The following is a 21,443-nucleotide window of genomic DNA, read 5'->3' as shown; positions in this document are numbered from 1 at the left end:
GTTCCACGACGGACCAGGCCGCACACCAGTACGCGCGGCGACACCGGCCCGGCGCTCACCTGCTGGCCGTGGACACCCCTATCGGTTGGCGGGTCGATCGGTCGCGTCGGTCACCTGCCGGCGGCGGCGGTCCCCTTCTCACCGGTGGCGTCGGCCGGCTTGACCGAGCGGAGCAGCACGCTGGCGACGTCGAGCACCTCGACCTGTTCGCCGGCCCCCTTGCCGTTGACCCCGTCGCTGAGCATCGTCGAGCAGAACGGGCAGCCGACCGCGATGGTCCGCGCCCCGGTGGACATGGCCTCCTCGACCCGGTCCACGTTGATCCGCTTGCCGATCTTCTCCTCCATCCACATCCGGGCACCGCCGGCACCGCAGCAGAAGGAGCGCTCGCTGTTGCGTGGCATCTCGACGAGGCCGCTGTCGCGGCCCGCACCGGAGATCGAGGCTGCGCCACCCCGGCCCCCGGCTCCGCCTCCGATGGCGCTACCGAGCACCTCGCGCGGGGCGGCGAAGACCCGGTTGTGCCGGCCCAGATAGCAGGGGTCGTGGTAGGTGACGCCGCCGTCGACCGGCTGCACCGGGGTGAGCTTGCCGACGCTGACCAGGTGGGCCAGGAGCTGGGTGTGGTGCACCACCTCGAACTCGCCGCCGAGCTGCCCGTACTCGTTGCCGAGGGTGTTGAAGCAGTGCGGGCAGGTCGCGACGATCTTGCGGGTGCTCTTCTCCCGACCCTCGAACGCCTCGTTCAGGGTCTCCACGTTCTGCTGGGCGAGCATCTGGAAGACGAACTCGTTGCCGATCCGGCGGGCCGGATCACCGGTGCATGTCTCGCCCTCGCCGAGGATGGCGAACTTCACGCCTGCCTCGTTGAGCAGCGTGGCGACCGCACGGGTGGTCTTCTTGGCCCGGTCCTCGAACGCGCCGGCGCAGCCGACCCAGAACAGGTACTCGAAGTCGTCGACCTCGCCGACGCGCGGCACCTCGAAGCCGAGGCCCTTGGTCCAGTCCTCGCGGGTGTTCTGCGGGGCCCCCCAGGGGTTGCCCTTGTTCTCCAGGTTGCGCAGCATGACGCCGGCCTCGGACGGGAAGCTCGACTCGATCAGCACCTGGTAGCGGCGCATGTCGACGATGTGGTCGACGTGCTCGATGTCGACCGGGCACTGCTCGACGCAGGCACCGCAGGTGGTGCAGGACCAGAGCACGTCCGGATCGATGACGCCGCCGTCCTCGGCGCCGCCGATCAACGGCTTGTCGGCCTCGGCGAGCGCCAGCACGTCCAGGTGGGCGAGTTGGGCGGCGGTGGCCTTCTCCTCGCCGGTCAGGTCCTTGCCGCCGCCGGCCAGCAGGTACGGGGCCTTGGCGTACGCGTGGTCGCGCAGGCTGAGCACGAGCAGCTTCGGCGACAGCGGCTTGCCGGTGTTCCAGGCGGGGCACTGCGACTGGCACCGTCCGCACTCGGTGCAGGTGCTGAAGTCGAGCAGCCCCTTCCAGGTGAACTGCTCGACCTGGGCGACGCCGAACTGGTCTTTCTCCGGGTCGGCCTCCTCGAAGTCGAGCGGCTTGCCGTTGCTCATCATCGGCCGCAGTGCGCCGAGGCCGGAGCCGACCCGGCCCGGGTCGCGCTTGAAGAAGATGTTGAAGAACGCGAGGAACCGGTGCCAGGCCACCCCCATCGTCACGTTGAGCGCGATGACGATCAGCCAGGTCATCGAGATGGCGATCTTGATGAGGGCGGCGATGCTGACGCCGGCCGACCAGTCGGGCAGCAGCGCGCCGACGGCGTGGCTGACCGGGGTGGCCCACACCGGGTACTCGAAGTGGTCGGTGGCGACCTTGAAGCCCCGAATCACGAAGCCCATGATCAGTACGGCGAGGACCACGGCCTCGACGAAGTAGCCCTGCCACATGGTCGAGCCGGTGAACCGGGAACGCCCGCCCGGTCGGGTGGGCCGGTTGCGGACCCGGATCGCGATCAGGACCAGAATGCCGACCACGCCGAGCACCGCGATCAGCTCGGTGACCAGGCCGTAGACCGCCAGGCCGCCGATCAGCGGCAGGCCGCCGGTCGGGGAGACGACCTCGAAGTACGCCTCCAGAACCAGCAGCGACAGCACGATGAAGCCGACCATGACGAACCAGTGCGCCGCGCCGACCACGGTCCAACGGAGCATCCTGGTGTGGCCGGCGGTCTCCGCCAGCATCGTCCTCGTGCGGGCGCCCCGGTCGGCGAAACGCTCCGGGTCGGGCCGCCCCAGCCGGATGACTGCCACGATCTTCATGACCGCGCGCGCCGCAAGCCACACCGCCACGGCGGTGATGGCGGCCGCGAGGATCGTGGTGACGATCTGGACGCTGCCCATCGAGTTGGCCTCCCGGTCTGCTGCCTGTCGAGCGGCTCGGCGACCGGGGTCGGGTCGGGGGCGCGGCCGGCGCTCCGCTGTCGCCGCACCCCCGACCGGATCGGTCGATGACCTCGCTCCGCTCGGTCATGCAGTGCAGCCTACGCGCAAGGTTACCCAGCAGTAACGTGAGTCATCTCGCACCTGGGCCGCGCCGCCCTGCGGACACCATAGGGTGCCCGACGCCGGAACGCCGGGCGGGGGCGCGGCGGGGTGCCGTGGATCGTGCCGGGAGGGCGGGCCGGGTCAGCGCCAGCGGGAGAGCAGGACCAGGGAGCCGACCATCGCACCGAAGCCCACCGCGAGGTTCCAGTAACCCCACGACATGACCGGGTACTCCTGCTCGGAGAGGTAGTACACCACCAGCCAGCCGATGCCGCCGACGATCAATGCGACCGCCGTGACGGGCAGCCAGACCGGGCTAGGCTTGCGCGTCGCCGCCGTCGCCGTCGGACGAACGTCCGTCGGCGGGGTGTACACCTTCTTCTTGCGGACCTGAGACTTGGGCACGACGCTCTCCAGAGGGGGTTACGACCTCGTCCGGCCTGACAACCGGGCGCGGGGGCGACGGTCCATGGCCAATAATGTTCGACAGCTAGCGTAGTCCGGATGGCCCGTTCAAGCCATGAATGGGGTCAGGCCGATGCACGGAGTGACCGGAATAGGCGGGACTGTTCGGGTCGCCGCACCGGCCCGCGTCGTCGCGGGCTGACACGAGACGACGCGGAAGGAGCGCTCGGTGGAATACACATCCGGCGCTGCCTCCTGGCAGAAGGCCCTCCGCCGGGCGGTCGCCGCCCTCCTGCCCCGGCGCCCCCGGCAGCGACGCCCGGGCTGGTCGGTCGGCGTGCCGCTGATCGCCGCCGCGGCCGGGCTGCTGTTCACCACCACCGCGACGACCGCCGGTGGCACGGCCCTGCGCGAGGACCGCCGACCCCAGCTCACCCAGCTCATCGAGGACCGCCGGCAGCAGGTCGCGGCGAGCGAGCGGCAGGCCGCCCAACTCCGGGCCGAGGTCGAGGACGAGACCGCGACCCTGGCCGACTCCGACGGCCCGATCAGGGAGCAGCGGGACCGCGCCGCCGCCAGTCGGCAGGCCGCCGGGTTCACCGCGCTCACCGGGACGGGCATCACCGTCGAGCTCAACGACGCCGTGCGCCGCGCCGACCAGGGTCTGCCCGACGGTGCCACCAACGACGACCTCGTCGTCCACCAGCAGGACGTGCAGGCCGTCGTGAACGCGCTCTGGGCCGGCGGCGCGGAGGCGATGTCAATCATGAACGTCCGCGTCCTCACCACCAGCGCGGTACGCTGCGTAGGTAACACCCTGCTGCTGCACGGGCGGGTGTACTCCCCTCCATTCAAGATCGTTGCAATCGGCGACCCCGCTGCGCTCCGGCAGGCCCTCGCCGCGTCTGAGGGAGTGCAGATGTTCAAGGGCGCGGTCAACGACTTCCAGCTGGGTTACCGGGAGACCGTCTCGACGGTCACGGTGCCGGCCTTCGAGGACTCGACAGCCCTGCGCTCGGCGACGGTGCCCCGGTGACCCGAACACCCGACGACACCTGGAACGGCCGACACCGGGGGCGGGACGAGGAGCAGACCGCCTTCCTCCCCAAAGTCGACCGCGCCGACCTGCCAATCCCGCCCCCGCCCCCGACCTCGGTCCCGACCTCACCCTCGGCACCGCCCTCGGCAGAGCGGCCCGGCCCGACCGGCCCCTGGCCCGCCCCCGTGCTGACGCCCCGTCCGGCCGGGCCCCGAGGCGCTGGCTCGGCGACGCCCCCCGCCGATGGGCCGACGGCGACCGGTCGGGGGCCCACGGAGCCGGGACCGCCCCCGGCCTGGCCCGGCACCGCCCCGGAGCGGTCCCCGGCATCGAGTCGACCCGGCCGGGCCCCTGAATGGCCCACCGGCACCCCGCAACGACCCGCTCCCGGGCCACAGGCCCCGGCGCACGCCCCCATGCGTACGCCGCCGCAGGCCACGCCCGCCCGGCCCGCTGTGGACGGGCCGGCCCGTCGGCCGACGGTCGAACCCAGCCGGGAGCCGTACGGACGGCCCTCCCGCAATGGTGCCGAGTCGGGCCGGGAGCCGCACGAGCGGCGGCCTTCGGGTGGTGACGCCGAACTCGGGTCGGCCCCGCGTCCGACGAACGACACCGACGGCCCCATGGCCTTCCTCCCCCCGATCGACGCGCACGCCGCCGACCGCTCCGGGGCACCCCACTTTCGTGGGGCCGGCTTCCCGGGCACGGTGCCGCCCGACGCGGTCAGCCGCCCCGGCCCGGTGCCGCCTGCCCCGGTGTCCCCCGGCGCTGGGCGTCCGGTCCCGCCCGGCGGCCACCCCGCCGACCCGGCGGCCACCGCCCACATCCCGGCGGTGTCCCCCAGGCCCCCGGCCCCCGACTCGACCGCGCTGATGGGAGCGGTGCCCCGCCTACCGGACAACGGCGGCGAGCCGACCGACGCGGAGCCGGCCGAACCGCCCCGTCCGCGCCGTGGCGAGCGGGTGGTCCAGCTCCGGGCCGAGCAGACCGACGAGGGCTACAAGAGCGTCTATTCCGAGCTGACCCGGCCGACGTTCTGGACCCGGCTGCGCCTCGGGGTCCGGGTCACCGGAGAGGTGCTGATCACCTTCGGCCTGGTGGTGCTCCTCTTCGCCGGATACGAGGTGTGGGGCAAGTCGGCCATCGTCGACGCCCACCAGAACGATCTCAGCAACCAGCTCGCCCAGGCGTGGGGTCCCACCGGCGACCCGACCGTGGCACCCAGCGCCAGCACGTCGACGAAGCCGAAGCCACCGGTGCGCGGCAAGCCCATCGCCGGGCTCTACATCCCGAAGCTCGACAAGAGCTGGGTCGTGGTCGAGGGGGTCACCCAGCAGGACATCCGGTATGCCCCGGGCCACTACCCGGACAGCGCGATGCCCGGCGAGGTGGGCAACTTCTCCGTCGCCGGGCACCGCAACCGGGCGACCTTCTGGCGGCTGGACGAGCTGAACCCCGGCGACGCGATCGTCGTCGAGGACAAGACCGAGTGGTACGTCTACAAGGTCTACCAGTCCCGCATCGTCAAGCCGAACCAGGTCGAGGTCGTCGCCCCGGTGCCGATGGAGCCGGGCGCGGAGCCGACCAAGAAGGTGCTCACGCTGACCACCTGCAACCCGAAGTTCGACAACTACCAGCGCCTGATCGTGCACGCCGAGCTGGAGCGTACCCAGCCCAAGTCGGCGGGCGAGCCGGCCGAGCTGGAGGCCTGACGTGTACGGCTGGATCTGGCGCAAGCTGCCGCTGGGGCTGCCCGGCAAGCTGATCGGCTCGCTGCTGCTCGCCACCGCCACGGTGGCCCTGCTCTGGTACGTGGTCTTCCCGTGGGCGGAGCCGCTGCTCCCCTTCGACGACGTGCAGGTCACCCAGGACTCCGGCGTGCCGGGCGGCGATCCGGGCGTGGACGGGAACGCTCCCCCGGCCGGCGACGAGCACGACCTGCCGTACGACACCGAGCAGAACAACACCCCGCCCCCCTCTCCGAGCAGGTGACGATGCGCGTCCTGGTGATCGACAACTACGACTCGTTCGTTTTCAACCTGGTGCAGTACCTCGGCCAGCTCGGGGTGGACTGCGAGGTCCGGCGCAACGACGAGATCGACGTCGAGGGGGTGGGGCGGGTCGGCGCAGCCGGCGTCCTGCTCTCCCCGGGGCCGGGCAGCCCGGACCGGGCCGGCGTGTGCCTCGACGTCATCCGCCGGTACGCGGGCGAGCTGCCGATCTTCGGTGTCTGCCTGGGGCATCAGGCGATCGGCGAGGCGTTCGGGGCGACCGTGGCCCGCGCGCCCGAGCTGCTGCACGGCAAGACCTCAGAGGTACGGCACCGCTCGACGGGCGTGTTGGCCGGCCTGCCCGACCCGTTCACGGCCACCCGGTACCACTCGCTCACCGTCCTGCCCGAGACGCTGCCGGACGAGCTGGAGGTCACGGGCTGGACGGACTCGGGCGTGGTGATGGCCATGCGGCACCGGTCCCTGCCGATCGAGGGCGTCCAGTTCCACCCTGAGTCGGTGCTCACCGAGGGCGGCCACCTGATGCTGGCCAACTGGCTGGCGGGCTGCGGCCACCCGGAGGCCCTGGAGCGCGCGCCGGAGCTGGCCGCCGAGGTCGACGCCCGCCGCCGTTCCGCGTTCGTCGCCGCCTGACCGGCCGGGCCTCAGGGGAGCCCGGTGGTCGGGCCGTCGTGTCGGCGACGTGGGGCGATCCGGGATCGACGATGCCGCCATGTCGGCGACATGGTGCTGATCAGTGCGCTCGTTGACCAACGAGCGCACTGATCAACGCGCCTCGGCCCTGGCGTCAGTCCTGGTTGAGGCGGATCGGCGGGAACAGGAACCCGCCACCGTCGCCACCGGTCGGTGGGGTCGGCGTGGCCGTGGCCGGCGGGGTGCCCGTCGGGTCGGTCGGGCCGGGGGTGGGCTCGGGGATGTCCACCTCGATGGTGACCTGCTTGCCCCGCTCCAGCTCGGTGCCGCCCCGGGGATTCTGGCCGGACACCTTGCCAGCCTGGTCGGCGGGCACCTCGTTGCCGTCGACGATCCGCACCCGGTAGCCGGCCTGCTCCAGCTCCCGCTTGGCGTCGTCGGCCGAGGAGCCGACGACGTTCGGCACCTGCCGGACGTTGCCCCGGGAGATCTCCACGGTCACCTTGGTGCCCTCAGCGACCCTGGTGCCGGACGGTGGGGTGACCTTCGTGACGATCCCCTCCGGCTCGGGGCTGCTGACCTCCTTCTCGATCACCTCAAGCTTGAGCGCCTCGAGCTGCGGCTCGATGTTGTCGAACTGGGAGCCGACCAGCCCGTTGGGGATCGTCACCTCCGGCTTGCCGGAGCAGATCCGGATGGTGACGCCCCGGCCCTTCTCCAGCTGCGTCGTCGGCGGCGGGTCCTGCACCGCGACCGTGTCCTTCTTGCAGGTGCTGTTGGCGACCGGGTCCCCGACGGCGGGAACCAGACCGACCTGTTCGAGCTGGGCCACCGCCGCCGCCTGGGTCTGCCCCGTCAGATCGGGTACGGCGATCTTCTCGGCATCGCCCCGGTTCATCAGGATGGCGGTGACCAGGGCGATCACCGCGAGCACGCCGAGCACGGCGAAAGTGGCGATCACCCAGGAGGACGCCCGGCGCTGGCGCGGGTCGCCGACCCGGGCCGGCATCTGCTGCCGGGTGGCCGCGCCGCCGACGACCTGGGTCGGGTAGCCCGAACCGGCGGCCGACATCGGGGTGGTCTCGGCCTCGCGCATCACCGGGGTGGCGAGCACCGGACGGCCGGCCGCCGCACGGAGCAGGTCGGCCCGCATCTCGCCGGCGCTCTGGTAGCGGTTGAGGGGGTTCTTCGACAGCCCCTTGAGCACGATCGCGTCGACCGCCGGGTTGACGTCCGGGTTGATGTCGCTCGGCGTCGGTGGGGCCTCCCGCACATGCTGGTACGCCACGCTGACCGGGCTGTCGCCGACGAACGGCGGGTGGCCGCAGAGCAGCTCGAACAGCACGCAGCCGGCGGCGTACACGTCGGAGCGGGCGTCGACCGCCTCGCCGCGCGCCTGCTCGGGGCTGAGATACTGCGCGGTGCCGATGACCGCGCTGGTCTGTGTCATGGTGGTGGCGCCGCTGGCCAACGCCCGGGCGATGCCGAAGTCCATCACCTTGACCTGGCCGGTCTGGGTGAGCATCACGTTGCCGGGCTTGATGTCCCGGTGGATGATCCCGTGCCGGTGACTGAACTCCAGCGCGGCGCACATGTCGGCGCAGATCTCCAGCGCCCGGCGCGGCTGGAGCCGACCCTCGACGCCGAGCACCTCCTTGAGGGTCCGCCCGTTGACGAACTCCATCACGATGAACGGCAGTGTCTCGCCGGTCGGCCCGGTCTCCTCGCCGGTGTCGTAGACCGCGACGATGGCCGGGTGGTTGAGCGAGGCGGCGTTCTGCGCCTCCCGGCGGAACCGCATCTGGAAGGTGGCGTCGCGGGCCAGGTCCGCCCGGAGCATCTTGATCGCGACATCCCGACCGAGCCGGAGGTCGCGGCCGCGGTGCACCTCGGCCATGCCGCCGTAGCCGAGCAGCTCGCCGACCTGGTACCTGCCACCGAGCAGGCGGGCCTGCGCTGTCATCGCGTCTGTCGTCCTTCGCTCGTCGTCGTCTCGCCGCCGCCCGGCAGGAGTCGTCGTTCCACCCGACGGTACGGCGTCCCGGGCGGATCGTCGCGCTCGCCGGCCAGCAGCGCGCCGGACGTCACGGCCCGGGGACCGAACCCGCCGGGGTCACCGGCTGCCGCGTTCTTCCGCAGGTTGTAGGAAATCACGCCGGAGCAGAGCAGGACCAGTGTGGCCACCAGGATGAACAGCCATATCGCCCCTGACCTGGACCGTTGCGGCGGGGCCGGGGGCGGGCCGGGCTGGCGGGCGTACCCGAGAGGGTTGGCCTGGCGGGCCGGGACCGGCGGCGGCACGGTCGCCGCGCCCCGCGGGTAGGCCGGCGGGGTGGCCACCGGCGGGCGGGGCACGGCCGCCGGAGGGTGCGGCTGCTGGTGCACCACCGGGGGACGCGGCTGCTGGACGGCCGGGGGCCGGGGCGCCGCGACCGGCGGGCGCGGCTGCGGCGGGGCGGAGGTCGGCACCGGCCGCTGCGCCACGGGCGGCCGGGGCTGCTGCCGGGATGCGGGCGGCACCTGGGCGCGCGCCTGCGGCCCGGCCGGGGACGCCGGGGCGGCGGAAACCTGCCCGAGGTGGCCGTTGCCACGGGACTGCTGCCCGAGCGTCAGCTTCGCCTGCCGGGCGACCCCGGCGAGGGCGGCGGCGCTGGGCCAGCGGGCGGCCGGGTCCTTCGCCATCGCCCGTTCGACGATGGCCCGGACCGGAGGCGGGATGTCCGCCGGCAGCGGCCGGGGCGTGTCCCGGACGTGCTTCATGGCGATCTCTAGCGGATTGTCGCCCTCGAACGGCCGCCGCCCGGCCAGGCACTGGTACGCGACCACGCCGAGGGCGTACACGTCGGAGGCGGGGGTGGCCACCGCGCCGGTGGCCTGCTCGGGGGAGATGTACGAGGCGGTGCCGAGCACCGAGCCGGCGGCGGTGAGCTGCCCGACCAGGTCGGAGCGGGCGATGCCGAAGTCGGTCAGCACCAGCGTGCCGTTGGGCCGGACCAGCAGGTTGCCCGGCTTCACGTCGCGGTGCACGATGCCCTTGCAGTGCGCCGCGTGCAGCGCGTCGGCGGCCTGGGCGAGCAGCGCCATGGTGCGGGCCGGGGTGAGCCGGCCGACCCGGCCGAGCGTCGAGGAGAGGGCGTCGCCCTCGACGTACTCCATGACCAGGAAGGCGATCTGCTGGTCGCTGCCGAAGTCGTAGACGTCGACCACGCCGGGGTGGTTGATGGTCGCCATGGTGCGGGCCTCGCCCCGGAACCGCTCGGCGAAGCCCGGCTCGTCCAGCAGCGCCGGGAGCAGGCTCTTCACGGCGACTGTGCGGCCCAGCACCTGGTCGGTGCCGCGCCAAACGTCGCCCATGCCGCCGCTGGCGATCCGCTCGTCTAGGCGGTAGCGATTGCCGAGCTGGACGCCGGGGCTGAGCATGTCAGCGCCCCCCGGAATCGGCGGCTGCCGCCTGCATGATCTTGCCGGCGATCCGGGCCGCCTCGGCGCTGCCGCCGCTGCCGGCCTCCTCCAGCACGACGCAGACCGCCGAGACCGGCGTGCCCTTGGAGTCCAGGGCGAAGCCGATGAACCAGCCGTGGTCGGGCGTCTGCGGGCCGGACTGGGCGGTGCCGGTCTTGCCACCGACGGTGTAGCCGTTGAACTTCGCGTTGCGGCCGGTGCCGTTTTCCACCACGCTCACCATCATGTCGCGCAGGTCCGACGCGACCTGCCCGCTGACCGGCTGGCGCAGCTCGCGCGGCTTGGCCGTGTAGTAGCTGGTGGTGCGATCCGGCGCGAGGAGCTGCCGGACCAGGTACGGCCGCATCTGGCTGCCGCCGTTGGCGACCGCTCCGGCGATCAGCGCCCCCTGCAACGGAGTCATCTTGACGTCCCGCTGGCCGATGGAGGACTGGGCCAGCGCGGCCGGGTCGGTGCTGCCGTCGGGGCCCTGCATGGCACCGGTGCGGCTGGCCGCCACCGGCAGGCCGTCCTCGCCGAGCTGGCCGACGGTGAGGTCGTCCTGCTCGAAGCCGAACTGCCGGGCCTTCTCCTTCACCGTCTCCGCGCCGAGCTTCACGCCGAGCTGGGCGAAGCCCGTGTTGCAGGACTCGGTGACCGCGTCGATGAGGGTGACCTCGGACTCGGGGCAGATCGACGGCACCGCGTTGCGGATCGGGGTGCCCGAGGTCGGTGGGGTGTAGCTGGGGCCGGCCGGGATCTGGGTGTTCTTGCCGATGCCGTTCTCCAGCGCGGCGGCGGCCACCACGATCTTGAAGGTGGAGCCCGGGGGCAGCACCTCCGACAACGCGCGGTTCTTCAAGGGGCCGCCCTCGGCCTGCTCCAGCCTGTTGTACGCCGCCGTCGCCTCGTCGGTGTCGTGACTGGCCAGCGGATTCGGGTCGAAGCTGGGCATGGAGACCAGCGCCTGCACCGCGCCGGTGCGCGGGTCGAACGCGATCGCCGCGCCCTTCTTCGCCCCGACCTGGTTGTCGGCCAGCCCGTTGTACGCGGCGTCCTGGGCCCGCTTGGAGAGGGTCAGCAGCACGTTGCCGCCGCCGGTCTCGTCGCCGGTGAACATGTCCTTGATCCGGTTGGCGATCAGCGCGTCGCTGGTGCCGGCGAGGAAGTCGTTCTCGACCCGCTCGATGCCGGTGTCGCCGAGGTTGACCGGCTTGTAGCCGAGCACGTGCGCGTACTTCTCCCCACCGGGGTAGGTGCGCAGGAACTTCAGCTTGCCGCTGGTCTCCTTGCTGGTGGCCAACGCGGTGCCGCCGGCCTCGATGTTGCCGCGCTTGCGCTCGTACTCGGCCACCTGGACCCGGCCGTTGTAGTCGCTGTTGCGGTACTCGTCGGCCTTGTATGCCTGGATCCAGTTCAGGTTCGCGAAGAGCAGACCGAACAGGACCATCGCGACGACGCCGACGCGGCGCAGGGGTGCGTTCACGGCCGGATCACCTCCGTGGGGGCACCGTGCAATTGCTCGGGTGGACCGCCCCCGGCTCGGGCCGCCGGGCCGCCGCCGCTGGTAACCGGGCGGCGGGCGGCGTCGGATACCCGCAGCAGCACCGCGATGAGCAGCCAGTTCGCCATCAGCGACGAGCCACCGGCGGAGAGGAACGGGGTGGTCTGGCCGGTCAGCGGGATGAGCTTGCTGATCCCGCCGACGATCACGAACACCTGGAGGCCGAGGGTGAAGGCGAGGCCGCCGGCGAGCAGCTTGCCGAACGAGTCCCGCACGGCGAGCGCGGCCCGCAGCCCCCGCTCCACGATGAGCAGGTAGATCACCAGCAGCGCGGAGAGGCCGAACAGGCCGATCTCCTCGCCGATGCCGGCGAAGATGAAGTCGTTCTGCACCTCGGGGATCTCCAGCGGCTCCCCGCCGCCCGGACCCGCGCCGAACAGACCGCCGCTGCCCAGCGCCAGCAGGCCCTGGACGAGCTGGTAGCCGTCCTGGTAGGGGTCGGCGAACGGGTCCAGCCAGATCTGGGCCCGCAGGTGGAAGTTGGCGAACGGCCCGCCGACGACGTCGCCGAGCACGTACGCGAGGTACGCGCCGCCGAAGAACAGGATCAGGCCGATGAGCAGCCAGCTCACCCGCTCGGTCGCGATGTACAACGTCACCACGAACATGCCGAAGTACAGCAGCGAGGTGCCCAGGTCCTTCTCGAAGACGAGGACGAGCACGCTCAGCACCCAGACCGCGAGCACCGGGCCCAGGTCCCGCCCGCGCGGGAAGTCGATACCGAGGAACCGGTGGCTGGCCAGCGACAACACCTCGCGCTTGCGCACCAGGTAGTAGGCGAAGAAGACAAGCAGCGCCAGCTTCGCGAACTCACCGGGCTGGATGCTGAACCCGCCGACGCGGATCCACAGCTTCGCGCCGTAGATCTCCGAGTACTTCGCGGGCAGCACCGCCGGAATCATCACCAGCACGATGCCGGCGAGGCCCAGCGTGTACGCGTACCGGGAGATCGACCGGTGGTCGCGCATCAGCGCCAGCAGGCCGGCGGCCAGGACCACCGACGCCAGCGTCCAGGCGAACTGCCGGCCGCCGTTGCCGGCGAAGATCGCCAGGGTCTCCCGGTCTGCGGGGGCGGCCCGAGCCAGGTCGAGCCGGCGCAGGAAGCCCACCCCGATGCCGTTGAGCAGCGCCACCGCCGGCAGCAGCGCCGGATCCGCGAAGGGTGCCAGGAAGCGGATGACGACGTGCAGGGCGAGGAAGACGCCCGCCAGCACGGCGGTGGGGACCCAGAAGTCCGGGGTGACCGTGCCGAGCACGGTCGCCTCCACCGTCGCGCCGTACGCGGCGACGATCACCAGAGCCAGCAGCAGCAACGACAGCTCGGCGTTGCGCCGCGACCGGGCCAGGCGTACGCCGGGCTGCTCGCCCGTCGTGGCGGGCGAGGCGGCCGGTGCGGCGGCAGCGGTCACGGAGGTGTCCTCGGGTTTCTCAGCCGACGCTCACTCCGGCGACCGGCACCCGGCCGGGTCGGCCGGCGGAACCGTGTCGGAGGGCAGCACGTCGGGCGTCTCGGTGGGCGCGGGGGTCGGGGTGGTGGCGACGGGCCGGGGACTGCCGGACGCCGTGCGGGTCGCGCCCGGGGTGACCGGGGACCTCGTGGGCCCCGGTGTCACCGCCTCGGGTGTCGGCGTCGCGGTCGGCTGGCAGATCGGCTTGAGGTTCGGGTTCAGCGGGTCGTCGCTCGTCAGCTCGGCCAGCCGGCGCTCGGCGTCGGGCTCGTCCCGGGCGGGGATGCCCTGCTTGACCTGCTCCTGCGCGGCGAGGGTGAGGTCGTCGAGCCGGGCGGGGCTGGTGGAGTGCACGGCGGAGAGGTCGAGGCCGGCGATCTGCCCCTGCACGCCCCGGAACACGGCCACCCGGCCGTCCTCGGTGGCACCGACGTAGTACTGCCGCTGCGTGTAGGTCCACCCGCCGAAGAGCGCGCCGCCGAGGATGACCAGCAGGGCGAGGGTCATCGCCACGGTGCGCAGGGGGCGATGCTTCGGGCGGTCGTCGTCGCCGTCCTCGGCCGGCTCCTCCGGGGCGGGCGGCCGGGGGGCGGAGAGCGCGGAGGCGCGCGCGGCGGGGGTGGAGACGTCGGCGGAGGTGGCCATGCCCCGGTCCCGGGCGGCGGCGCCGCCTACGATCGGGCTCGCCTCGACGATGTCCTGGTCGGTGGCGTCGGCGATGATCACCGTGATGTTGTCCGGGCCACCGCCGCGCAGCGCGAGCTGGACGAGCCGCTCGACGCACTGCTGCGGGTCGGCGTACTCCCGCATGGTGTCGGCGATGGTTTCGGCGCTCACCACTCCGGAGAGGCCGTCGCTGCAGATCAGGTAGCGGTCGCCGGGGAGCACCTGCCGGACACTGTATTCCGGGTCGATGTCGCGCCCGTCGAGCGCCCGGGTGAGCAGCGAGCGCTGGGGGTGGCTGCTCGCCTCCTCGGCGCTGATCCGGCCCTCGTCGACGAGCATCTGGACGTACGTGTCGTCCTTGGTGATCTGCGCGAACTCGCCGTTGCGCAGGAGGTAGGCCCGCGAGTCGCCGATGTGGACCATGCCGAGCTTGGTGCCCGAGAAGAGAGTCGCGGTCAGCGTGGTGCCCATCCCCTCAAGCTGCGGGTTGGCGTCCACGGTGTCGCGGAGTTGCTGGTTGGCGGTGCCCACGGCCGAACGCAGCGCGTCGACGAGCGCGTCCCCGGGGACGTCTTCGTCGAGCGGCGCCATGGCACCGATGACGATGTTGCTGGCGACGTCACCGGCGGCCATGCCGCCCATGCCGTCGGCGACGGCGAGAAGCCGCGGCCCGGCGTAGACGGAGTCCTGGTTACCGTCTCGGATCAGACCGCGGTCGCTGTGGGCCGCATAGCGCAGGGTCAGAGTCATGGCCGTAATTCGAGAGAGGTGCGCCCGATACGGATCGGCACGCCGAGGGGGACGGGGGTTGGTCCGGTGACCTTAGCGCGATCCAGGTAGGTGCCGTTAGTCGATCCGAGGTCCTCGACGAACCACTGCCCGTCACGTGGCACGAGTCGGGCGTGTCGCGCCGAGGCGTAGTCGTCGGTGATGACGAGCGTCGAGTCCTCGGCCCGGCCGATGGTGATCTGTGCCTCGCCCAGGGTGATCCGGGTGCCCGCGAGCTGACCGGCGGTCACCACCAGTTGGTGCGCGGCCCTGCCCCGCTTCACCTTGGCCGGCTTGGCCTGCGGCTGGCCGGTCGAGGCGCCGACCGCCCGGGGCGCGGCCACCAACCGGCCCGACCGGGCACCAGCGAACAGGTCCCGGCGGATGACGCCGACCACCGTGAACACGAAGATCCACAGCAGGATCAGGAACCCGAACCGGGCGACGGTGATGACGAGTTCCGGCAAGGCGGATCAGCCGTCCACGCGGAAGGTCAGGGTGGTGGTGCCGAGCTGGATCATGTCGCCCGGGTTGAGGGCGACGGCGGAGACGCGCTGGCCGTTGACCATCGTGCCGTTGGTCGAGCCGAGGTCGGTCAGCACGACCTGGCCGCCGTCGAAGTCCAACCGGGCGTGTCGCCGGGAGATGCCGACGTCGGGCAGGCGCAGGTTGGCCTGGTCGCCCCGGCCGATCACCGTCGACCCCATCTGGAGCGGGTAGGTGCGGCCGTCGCCGGAGACCAGCCGGACGTTGCGCCCGCCGCCGTGCCCCGGTGGCGGGCCGTAGCCGCCACCCTGGTCGTACGCCGGGTACGCGGGCGGGCCCACGTCGTAGCCGCCCTGGTCGTAGCCGGGCGCGGAGACCGGTGCCACGTCGCCGCCGGTGTAGACCTCGGCGGTGACCCGGAACATGCCGGTGTCGAGCCCCTCGCCGCGCTCGATCTCGACGATGACGTCGCCGTAGACCGTCCAGGCCTGCTCGCCGATGAACTCCGCCTGCGACTGGGCCAGCTCCTGAGCCAGCGCGGCGGCGTACGGCGCCAGACGGTTGTGGTCGTAGGGCGAGAGATCGATCACGTAGCGGTTGGGCACCAACGTGCGCCCGCCGGCCAGGATCGCCTTGTGCGCCTCGGCCTCCCGCTGCATGGCGTTGAGGATCTCCACGGGGTGGACCACCCCTTTGAAGACCTTGGCGAAGGCTCCCTCCACCAGGCCTTCCAGACGCTTCTCGAAGCGTTGCAGCACGCTCACCGGCTCCTCCTCGGGTCCCGAGGACATGATGGTATCCGGCCGACGCGCGCGCAGCTCACACGCCGCTCGGCCGGCCGTCGCCGGCCCGTTCGAACGGGCCCTTTCCGCCGTGCTACAGTTTCGTCCGCCACGAACGGTAACCGGTCGCGGCGCAGACCAGGAACGCCATAGGATGTGCCGGGCCGCTGGGGACAGCGGATCCGGGCAGGCTAGAGTGTTCCGGGTCAAGCCACGGGGAAGTGGCGGAATGGCAGACGCGCACGGTTCAGGTCCGTGTGCCCGAAAGGGCGTGGGGGTTCAACTCCCCCCTTCCCCACCACAGTAAGGGCTCCGCAGCGATGCGGGGCCCTTCCGCCGTTCACGGGCCCGGCGTCGCGTCCGGTGGGTGCCGGACGTCACGCTATGCTCCGATCGTTTCCCTGCCTCCGATGGACCAGGAGTGGCGTGTGAGTGTCGCGTTGGTGACCGGGTCGGGCGGCCTGATCGGATCCGAGGCGGTCCGGCACTTCGCCGGCCTCGGTCTCGACGTCGTCGGCATCGACAACGACATGCGGCAGGAGTTCTTCGGCGCCGAGGCGTCGACCGCGTGGAACGTCCGGCGGCTGGCCGAGGACCTGGGCGGGGCGTACGCCCACCACAGCATCGACATCCGGGACCGCGACTCGCTGGCGAAGCTCTTCGCCCGATACGGCCGCGACATCGCCGTGGTCATCCACACCGCCGCGCAGCCGTCGCACGACTGGGCGGTGCGGGACCCGTTCACCGACTTCGACGTCAACGCCGGCGGCACCCTCAACGTGCTACAGAACGTGCGCGAGCACTGCCCCGAGGCACCGGTGATCCACTGCTCCACCAACAAGGTGTACGGCGACCGCCCCAACAGCCTGCCGCTGGTCGAGCTGGAGACCCGCTGGGAGATCGAGCCGGGACACCCGTACGAGCAGGGCATCCGCGAGGACATGTCGATCGACGCCTGCCTGCACTCGGTCTTCGGCGCGTCCAAGGTCGCCGCCGACGTGATGGTGCAGGAGTACGGCCGCTACTTCGGGATGCGGACCGCCTGCTTTCGGGGCGGCACGCTGACCGGCCCGGCGCACTCCGCGACCGAGCTGCACGGCTTCCTCGGGTACGTGATGCGCGCCAACATGGAACGCCGGACGTACAAGATCTTCGGGTACCAGGGCAAGCAGGTCCGGGACGCGATCCACAGCTCGGACGTGGTGTCGGCGTTCGAGGCGTTCTTCCGCGAGCCCCGCTCGGCGGCCGTCTACAACCTCGGCGGCGGCCGGCACTCCAACACCTCCAACCGCGAGGCGTTCGCCCTGGCCGAGCAGATCACCGGCCAGGAGATGATCACCGATTACGTCGAGGCGAACCGGATCGGCGACCACAAGTGGTGGATCGGCTCGAACGAGGCGTTCCAGGCCGACTACCCGGGCTGGAAACAGGTCTACGACGTACCGATGATCATGCGCGAGATCTACGAGGCCAACGTGGACAAGTGGGTTCCGGCGTCATGACCGACGGCAGCAAGCGCAACGTTCTCGGCGTCCTCGTCGACGCCACCGACTACGCCACCGCGACCGAGCGGGTGGTGGCGGCGGCGCACGAGCGCCGGCCGCTGGCGCTCACCGCGCTCGCCGTGCACGGGGTGATGACCGGGGTGCTCGACCCGGCCCACAACGCCCGGCTCAACTCGTTCGACGTGGTCACCCCGGACGGTCAGCCGGTGCGCTGGGCGCTGAACGTGCTGCACCACGCCGGCCTGGCCGACCGCGTCTACGGCCCGCTGCTGACCCTGCACGTGCTGCGGCGGTTTGCCGAGGAGGGCCTGCCGGTCTACCTGTACGGCTCGACGGAGGAGACGCTGTCCCGGCTGATCCCGGCGCTGGAGCGGATGTTCCCGGCGCTGAAGATCGCCGGGGTGGAGCCGTCGAAGTTCCGCGCCGTGCAGCCGGGCGAGGACGTCGAGATCGCCGACCGGATCAGGTCCAGCGGGGCCCGGCTCGTCCTGGTCGGGCTCGGCTGCCCCCGCCAGGAGGTCTTCACGTACGCGATGCGTCCGCTGCTGGACATGCCGATGATGGCCGTCGGCGCGGCCTTCGACTACCACGCGGGGCTGCTGCGCAACCCACCACCGTGGATGCAGCGGGCCGGCCTGGAGTGGTTCTGGCGGCTCGGCCTGGAGCCGAAGCGACTCTGGCGTCGGTACGTCATCCTCAACCCGGCGTACCTGGCCCGGCTGGCGGCGCAGAAGACCGGCCTGTGGAAGGCGAAGCCGCCCACCCCGGCCACCGAGCGCCCTGCCACCTTCGCCGTCTGACCCCTCCTCGCCCCCTACGGGATCGGGCTACGGGACGAACCGGGGGCCGGGCCGGATTCGGCGGGCGTCGAACTGGGCAAGGCTGATGCCATGGACGGGCATCTCATCGTGCTGTTGCCGATCGCGGGCGTCTGGCTGGCCGCGGGGCTCCTCGCCGACCGGCTGCCCCGGCCGCACCTCGCCAGCGCGCTGCGGCGGCGTACCGGATGGTTGCTCGCCCTGACCCTGACCGGCCTCGCCCTGACCGCGGCCGTGCTCGCCGCCGGGCTGACCAGCGCCGGCACCGGGACGATCGACCGGGCCGCCGCCGGACTGGCCTTGGCGGCCACCCCCGCGCTGCTGGTGACGGTCGTCACCGCCCGCCGGGTCCGCTGGCTGCGGACCGGTGCCGGAGCGTTCGCCGCCGCGCCGGAGACCCCGGCCCCGCCCGGGCTGCGGGCCGCCGCCGCACATCCGCTGGTCGGCCTGCCGCTCCAGGTCACCGGCCTGGCCACGGTCCCGGGCGTGCTGTCGGCCAGTAATTTGGACCTCTTCGCCGGACCCGGCACCACCGGCACCGCCATCACCGTCGCCGCGCTGGGCATCGCCGCGATCGGGGTACGGCACGCGCTACGCCACAGCCGGCTGGTCGAACGCACGGTGACCCCGCGCCCCGGGTCAGCGCGAGCGGCCAGCGCCGCCCTGCACGTACAGCAGTTCCAGGATCGCTCGGGTGGCCTCGAACCAGCGGTCCAGCCAGCCGGGTGGCGGCACGCTGCCCTTGGGGGGCAACTCCAGCAGCAGCCCGCGCAGCAACGGATGGTCGACCAGGGAGTCGGTGGCCGACGATCCGGTCGACCAGCCCGACGGCGGGAACGACGGCTCGGTGAGCGGGTTCGGATCCAGCGACGGCAGCGACAGCGGCGGGCCGGCCTGGTCGATGGCCGCCGATCCGCCGTCCCGGGCGCCGATCTCGCTGTCGGTGGAGACGACCTCCGTCAGGACGGTGTCCCGGCGGGCCCCGCGGTACTTGCCGCCGAACCGCTCCGGCTTGCCCGGACCGTTGGTGAGGTTCTCTGAACCGATCGTCGTCATCGTCTCGCCTGCCTCGCTCGGTTGCCGCTCCGTGTAGCCGTTGCCGATCCGTGCCACCCATTCGTGCGGCGGGTCGTCGACCGGCGCCGTCCCGACGGGTTCAACGACCCGGGACGGCCGTGGCGACGGGTGCGGCACCGATCCCGTGCCGCACGTCGCGCGGCGGATGCCGCCGAGGGGGTGGTGGTGGTGAAGACGCGACGGGCGCGACCCGCTCCGGCCACGCTGCCGGAGGGGCCACGCCCGTCGTGTATGGGGTTAGCGATCAGTCACAGACGAACGCGCCGTCCCTGGCGCCTGCGACGAAGGCGTGCCAGCCCGCCGGAGCGAAGATCAGGTTGGGACCACTCTTGTCCTTCGAGTCCCGTACCCCGACCGCCCCGGTCACGTATGCCACCTCGACGCAGTTGTCACAGTTCGGCCCGCTCTTCGAGCTCTTGAACCATGCCGCCCGCGTCAGGTCCCCACGGAACCCCTTGGTCGCCATTTCCACAACGGCTCCTCTGCCAGTTTTACGATTTGTGCGATGGATTCCTCCGGGCGTATGGCTGCTGCTCGAACATGATCGAAGATGAAGCTGTACTTCTGTAGCTCGTCGCTCTTCTCCAGGAAGAGCCCACCCGTGGCGTTCTCCGCGTACACGACATCCGGATCATTCGCTTCAGGGAAGCTGAGGATGGTGAAGGTGCCGTCCATGCCGGCGTGCGCCCCAACCGAGAACGGCAGGATCTGAAGCGTCACGTTCGGCAGCTCCGCCACCTCCACCAGCCGCTTGAGCTGACCACGCATCACCGCGTCGCCGCCCACCGGCCGACACAGCACCGCCTCATCGAGCACCACCCACAGATCGACCGGATCGTCCTGGGTCAACAACGACTGACGGTCCAGTCGGACACGCACCCGTTGCTGAACCTGTTCGGCGGTGAAGTCCGGGCGGGCGGCGCGGATCATCGCCGAGGCGTACTCCTCGGTCTCCAGCAGGCCCGGGACGACCTGCTGTTCGTACTGCCGGATCTTGCTGGCGGCCGACTCCAGGCCGACGTACGCCCCGACCAGCACCGTGCTGTACGGGTGCCACCAGCCCTTCTGCCGGGCCTCCCGGGCTATCTGCACCAGCTCGTCGCTCTCCGCGCCGGACACTCCGTAGATCAGCAGCATGTCCCGGACGTCGCGCGGGGTGGCGGTGGTGTGGCCGGTCTCGATGCGGGAGATCTTCGACGCGGAGCACTCCAACCGCTCGGCCACCGCCTCGATGGTGATGCGCGCGGCCTCGCGGTGCCGGCGCAGTTCGGCGCCGAGTCGCCGACGGCGGATGGTCGGGCCGCGCCGCTCGCTCACGACATCCCCCTGCGGCCCACTGGACCGAATCGCTCGCTGCTCGCCCTCACCCGGTTACCTCCGGTCGATCGCGCCCGGAGTCGACGCCCGCCGGGGGCGCGAGTCGAAACGGCGGGCGAGTGTTCGCGGCAGGGGTGATGGTGCCGGTCGTCGACCGGCCGCAGCGGGCGAAACCGGCGTCCAGTGTGCCGTCCCGGGGACAGCGGCATCAAGCGTCTATTTCCGCGAGCCGCTCACGTATCGGCAAAAGTCGACATGCAACTTGCATGAAACACGCCACTGATGCAATCTGTCGGTAGGGGCTGGATCACTCACCGTTCCGGTCGGCCGTCGGAGAAGGCGCTCCACCACCGGGTGGGGTGCCCGGTCGAGGGATGCCAGCCCATACCGCACGACAGATCCGCTCCGGGCCGAGAACCCCGCTGCTGCACGCCAGTTGACTGCGGCGGCGGGCGCGACGACCCGAAGCGGCGGGGTGCTGGTCGGGGGTCGGCGCGCCACCAGCGCGCACGAACCGACCAGCACCACCCAGCGCCGCCGGTTCACGAGGCACAACCCCGTCACCGGGCAAGACATCCCCCGAACACCCTCCACCGGCGTGCCCGCCGGCCGATCTCCCCAGGAGCCCTCTGTGCTTCCCCGCTCAGGTGACGTACTGCACGTGACGCGCGCGGCGAGTGTCCAGTTCCTCAAACCGATCATGTTTCGCGTAATCCGGGTGCTCGACTGGCCCACGTACGACGGTTGGGTCTGGCTCGAAGGCTACGAGCTGAACGCGGCGGGGGACGCGGTCAGCCGGCGTTCGATCTACGTGCAGGCCGCCGGGCTGCGCCAGCTCCCGATCGCCGCGCAGCCCCGGCAGCGCACCATCCCCGTCCCCGTTCCCGTCCGCCCGCGCCGCCCGATGGTTCGCACGCCGGCCCGGGTCGGCTGACCCGCCGAAACTCGTCCCGGTGGGCGTGCCGCCGCCATAGAATC

At 71.9% G+C, this 21,443-nt stretch carries 19 protein-coding genes and 1 tRNA gene; 8 read left to right on the top strand and 12 right to left on the bottom strand.

The annotated features are described in order from the left end of the window. Window positions 1–110: 110 nt before the first annotated feature. Both MCAG_RS15260 and MCAG_RS15255 read right to left on the bottom strand, forming a co-directional pair. On the bottom strand, window positions 111–2,360 hold the full coding sequence (locus MCAG_RS15260) for a (Fe-S)-binding protein (protein ID WP_007073886.1): 2,250 nt from the start codon (window positions 2,358–2,360) through the stop codon (window positions 111–113). A gap of 285 nt (window positions 2,361–2,645) precedes the next feature. Further along, window positions 2,646–2,909, bottom strand: a complete 264-nt coding sequence (locus tag MCAG_RS15255) for a cell division protein CrgA (RefSeq protein WP_036373562.1) — start codon at window positions 2,907–2,909, stop codon at window positions 2,646–2,648. 229 nt (window positions 2,910–3,138) lie between these two features. Between MCAG_RS15255 and MCAG_RS15250 the strand changes: the two genes are divergently transcribed. The 4 genes from MCAG_RS15250 to MCAG_RS15235 all read left to right on the top strand — a co-directional run bounded on the left by MCAG_RS15250 (window position 3,139) and on the right by MCAG_RS15235 (window position 6,593). Beyond that, window positions 3,139–3,945, top strand: coding sequence for a DUF881 domain-containing protein (locus tag MCAG_RS15250; protein WP_007073884.1), 807 nt, complete (start codon window positions 3,139–3,141; stop codon window positions 3,943–3,945). A 626-nt stretch (window positions 3,946–4,571) separates the two neighbouring features. Then, complete coding sequence (locus tag MCAG_RS36260) at window positions 4,572–5,660, top strand: class E sortase (RefSeq protein WP_369751324.1); 1,089 nt, start codon at window positions 4,572–4,574, stop codon at window positions 5,658–5,660. Window position 5,661: 1 nt separating this feature from the next. Next, on the top strand, window positions 5,662–5,940 hold the full coding sequence (locus MCAG_RS15240; protein WP_007073882.1) for a hypothetical protein: 279 nt from the start codon (window positions 5,662–5,664) through the stop codon (window positions 5,938–5,940). Window positions 5,941–5,942: 2 nt separating this feature from the next. Then, the gene (locus MCAG_RS15235; protein WP_007073881.1) at window positions 5,943–6,593 is read left to right on the top strand and encodes an aminodeoxychorismate/anthranilate synthase component II; all 651 of its coding nucleotides are present in this window, start codon (window positions 5,943–5,945) and stop codon (window positions 6,591–6,593) included. 154 nt (window positions 6,594–6,747) lie between these two features. Here the strand turns inward: MCAG_RS15235 and pknB are convergent, their stop codons facing one another. From pknB to MCAG_RS15200, 7 genes are read right to left on the bottom strand one after another with little or no spacing between them, the layout of a single operon-like run. Continuing rightward, window positions 6,748–8,556 carry a Stk1 family PASTA domain-containing Ser/Thr kinase gene (gene pknB / locus MCAG_RS15230; RefSeq protein WP_007073880.1) on the bottom strand — a complete coding sequence of 603 codons (1,809 nt, stop codon included), beginning with the start codon at window positions 8,554–8,556 and terminating at the stop codon, window positions 6,748–6,750. Further along, window positions 8,553–10,013 carry a serine/threonine-protein kinase gene (locus tag MCAG_RS15225; RefSeq protein ID WP_007073879.1) on the bottom strand — a complete coding sequence of 487 codons (1,461 nt, stop codon included), beginning with the start codon at window positions 10,011–10,013 and terminating at the stop codon, window positions 8,553–8,555. Before MCAG_RS15225 ends, pknB begins: the two co-directional genes overlap by 4 nt. A gap of 1 nt (window position 10,014) precedes the next feature. Then, on the bottom strand, window positions 10,015–11,520 hold the full coding sequence (locus tag MCAG_RS15220) for a penicillin-binding protein 2 (protein ID WP_007073878.1): 1,506 nt from the start codon (window positions 11,518–11,520) through the stop codon (window positions 10,015–10,017). Next, window positions 11,517–13,007: an FtsW/RodA/SpoVE family cell cycle protein gene (locus tag MCAG_RS15215; RefSeq protein WP_007073877.1), complete on the bottom strand. Its 1,491-nt coding sequence runs from the start codon at window positions 13,005–13,007 to the stop codon at window positions 11,517–11,519. Before MCAG_RS15215 ends, MCAG_RS15220 begins: the two co-directional genes overlap by 4 nt. Window positions 13,008–13,037: 30 nt before the next feature. Next, on the bottom strand, window positions 13,038–14,462 hold the full coding sequence (locus MCAG_RS15210) for a PP2C family serine/threonine-protein phosphatase (protein ID WP_007073876.1): 1,425 nt from the start codon (window positions 14,460–14,462) through the stop codon (window positions 13,038–13,040). Further along, window positions 14,459–14,947 carry an FHA domain-containing protein gene (locus MCAG_RS15205; RefSeq protein WP_007073875.1) on the bottom strand — a complete coding sequence of 163 codons (489 nt, stop codon included), beginning with the start codon at window positions 14,945–14,947 and terminating at the stop codon, window positions 14,459–14,461. The genes MCAG_RS15210 and MCAG_RS15205 overlap by 4 nt, the downstream gene beginning before the upstream one ends. Window positions 14,948–14,953: 6 nt before the next feature. Further along, window positions 14,954–15,757, bottom strand: coding sequence for a DUF3662 and FHA domain-containing protein (locus MCAG_RS15200; protein WP_007073874.1), 804 nt, complete (start codon window positions 15,755–15,757; stop codon window positions 14,954–14,956). 206 nt (window positions 15,758–15,963) lie between these two features. Here MCAG_RS15200 and MCAG_RS15195 point away from each other — a divergent pair. The 3 genes from MCAG_RS15195 to MCAG_RS15185 all read left to right on the top strand — a co-directional run bounded on the left by MCAG_RS15195 (window position 15,964) and on the right by MCAG_RS15185 (window position 18,053). Further along, window positions 15,964–16,049 (top strand) — tRNA-Leu (locus MCAG_RS15195). A 127-nt stretch (window positions 16,050–16,176) separates the two neighbouring features. Continuing rightward, window positions 16,177–17,250: an NAD-dependent epimerase/dehydratase family protein gene (locus MCAG_RS15190; RefSeq protein ID WP_007073873.1), complete on the top strand. Its 1,074-nt coding sequence runs from the start codon at window positions 16,177–16,179 to the stop codon at window positions 17,248–17,250. Then, window positions 17,247–18,053, top strand: coding sequence for a WecB/TagA/CpsF family glycosyltransferase (locus tag MCAG_RS15185; RefSeq protein WP_007073872.1), 807 nt, complete (start codon window positions 17,247–17,249; stop codon window positions 18,051–18,053). Before MCAG_RS15190 ends, MCAG_RS15185 begins: the two co-directional genes overlap by 4 nt. Before the next feature lie 657 nt (window positions 18,054–18,710). Here the strand turns inward: MCAG_RS15185 and MCAG_RS30870 are convergent. From MCAG_RS30870 to MCAG_RS15170, 3 genes are all read right to left on the bottom strand, one after another. Next, window positions 18,711–19,127, bottom strand: coding sequence for a hypothetical protein (locus MCAG_RS30870; protein WP_007073871.1), 417 nt, complete (start codon window positions 19,125–19,127; stop codon window positions 18,711–18,713). 265 nt (window positions 19,128–19,392) lie between these two features. Then, complete coding sequence (locus tag MCAG_RS15175) at window positions 19,393–19,614, bottom strand: DUF397 domain-containing protein (protein WP_007073870.1); 222 nt, start codon at window positions 19,612–19,614, stop codon at window positions 19,393–19,395. Beyond that, entirely contained in the window at window positions 19,584–20,465 is an 882-nt protein-coding gene (locus MCAG_RS15170; protein ID WP_007073869.1) for a helix-turn-helix transcriptional regulator, read from the bottom strand. Before MCAG_RS15170 ends, MCAG_RS15175 begins: the two co-directional genes overlap by 31 nt. A gap of 631 nt (window positions 20,466–21,096) precedes the next feature. On the opposite strand from MCAG_RS15170, the gene MCAG_RS15165 reads away from it, so the two are divergent. Then, window positions 21,097–21,399 (top strand): hypothetical protein, encoded by a 303-nt coding sequence (locus MCAG_RS15165; RefSeq protein ID WP_036373555.1) that lies wholly within the window; start codon window positions 21,097–21,099, stop codon window positions 21,397–21,399. The last annotated feature ends 44 nt before the right edge of the window (window positions 21,400–21,443 follow it).

This window comes from Micromonospora sp. ATCC 39149 (assembly GCF_000158815.1).
Lineage (GTDB): Bacteria > Actinomycetota > Actinomycetes > Mycobacteriales > Micromonosporaceae > Micromonospora.
The sequence above is the reverse complement of the archived record's forward strand: the minus strand, read 5'-3'. Positions and strand labels throughout refer to the sequence as shown.

What these genes read in the sequence shown, in the direction of transcription:
- pknB (WP_007073880.1), bottom strand. Translation starts at nt 8,556, where the DNA reads ATGACAGCGCAGGCCCGCCTGCTCGGTGGCAGGTACCAGGTCGGCGAG.
- MCAG_RS15235 (WP_007073881.1), top strand. Translation starts at nt 5,943, where the DNA reads ATGCGCGTCCTGGTGATCGACAACTACGACTCGTTCGTTTTCAACCTG.
- MCAG_RS15175 (WP_007073870.1), bottom strand. Translation starts at nt 19,614, where the DNA reads ATGGCGACCAAGGGGTTCCGTGGGGACCTGACGCGGGCGGCATGGTTC.
- MCAG_RS36260 (WP_369751324.1), top strand. Translation starts at nt 4,572, where the DNA reads ATGGCCTTCCTCCCCCCGATCGACGCGCACGCCGCCGACCGCTCCGGG.
- MCAG_RS15200 (WP_007073874.1), bottom strand. Translation starts at nt 15,757, where the DNA reads ATGTCCTCGGGACCCGAGGAGGAGCCGGTGAGCGTGCTGCAACGCTTC.
- MCAG_RS15260 (WP_007073886.1), bottom strand. Translation starts at nt 2,360, where the DNA reads ATGGGCAGCGTCCAGATCGTCACCACGATCCTCGCGGCCGCCATCACC.
- MCAG_RS15210 (WP_007073876.1), bottom strand. Translation starts at nt 14,462, where the DNA reads ATGACTCTGACCCTGCGCTATGCGGCCCACAGCGACCGCGGTCTGATC.
- MCAG_RS30870 (WP_007073871.1), bottom strand. Translation starts at nt 19,127, where the DNA reads ATGACGACGATCGGTTCAGAGAACCTCACCAACGGTCCGGGCAAGCCG.
- MCAG_RS15225 (WP_007073879.1), bottom strand. Translation starts at nt 10,013, where the DNA reads ATGCTCAGCCCCGGCGTCCAGCTCGGCAATCGCTACCGCCTAGACGAG.
- MCAG_RS15185 (WP_007073872.1), top strand. Translation starts at nt 17,247, where the DNA reads ATGACCGACGGCAGCAAGCGCAACGTTCTCGGCGTCCTCGTCGACGCC.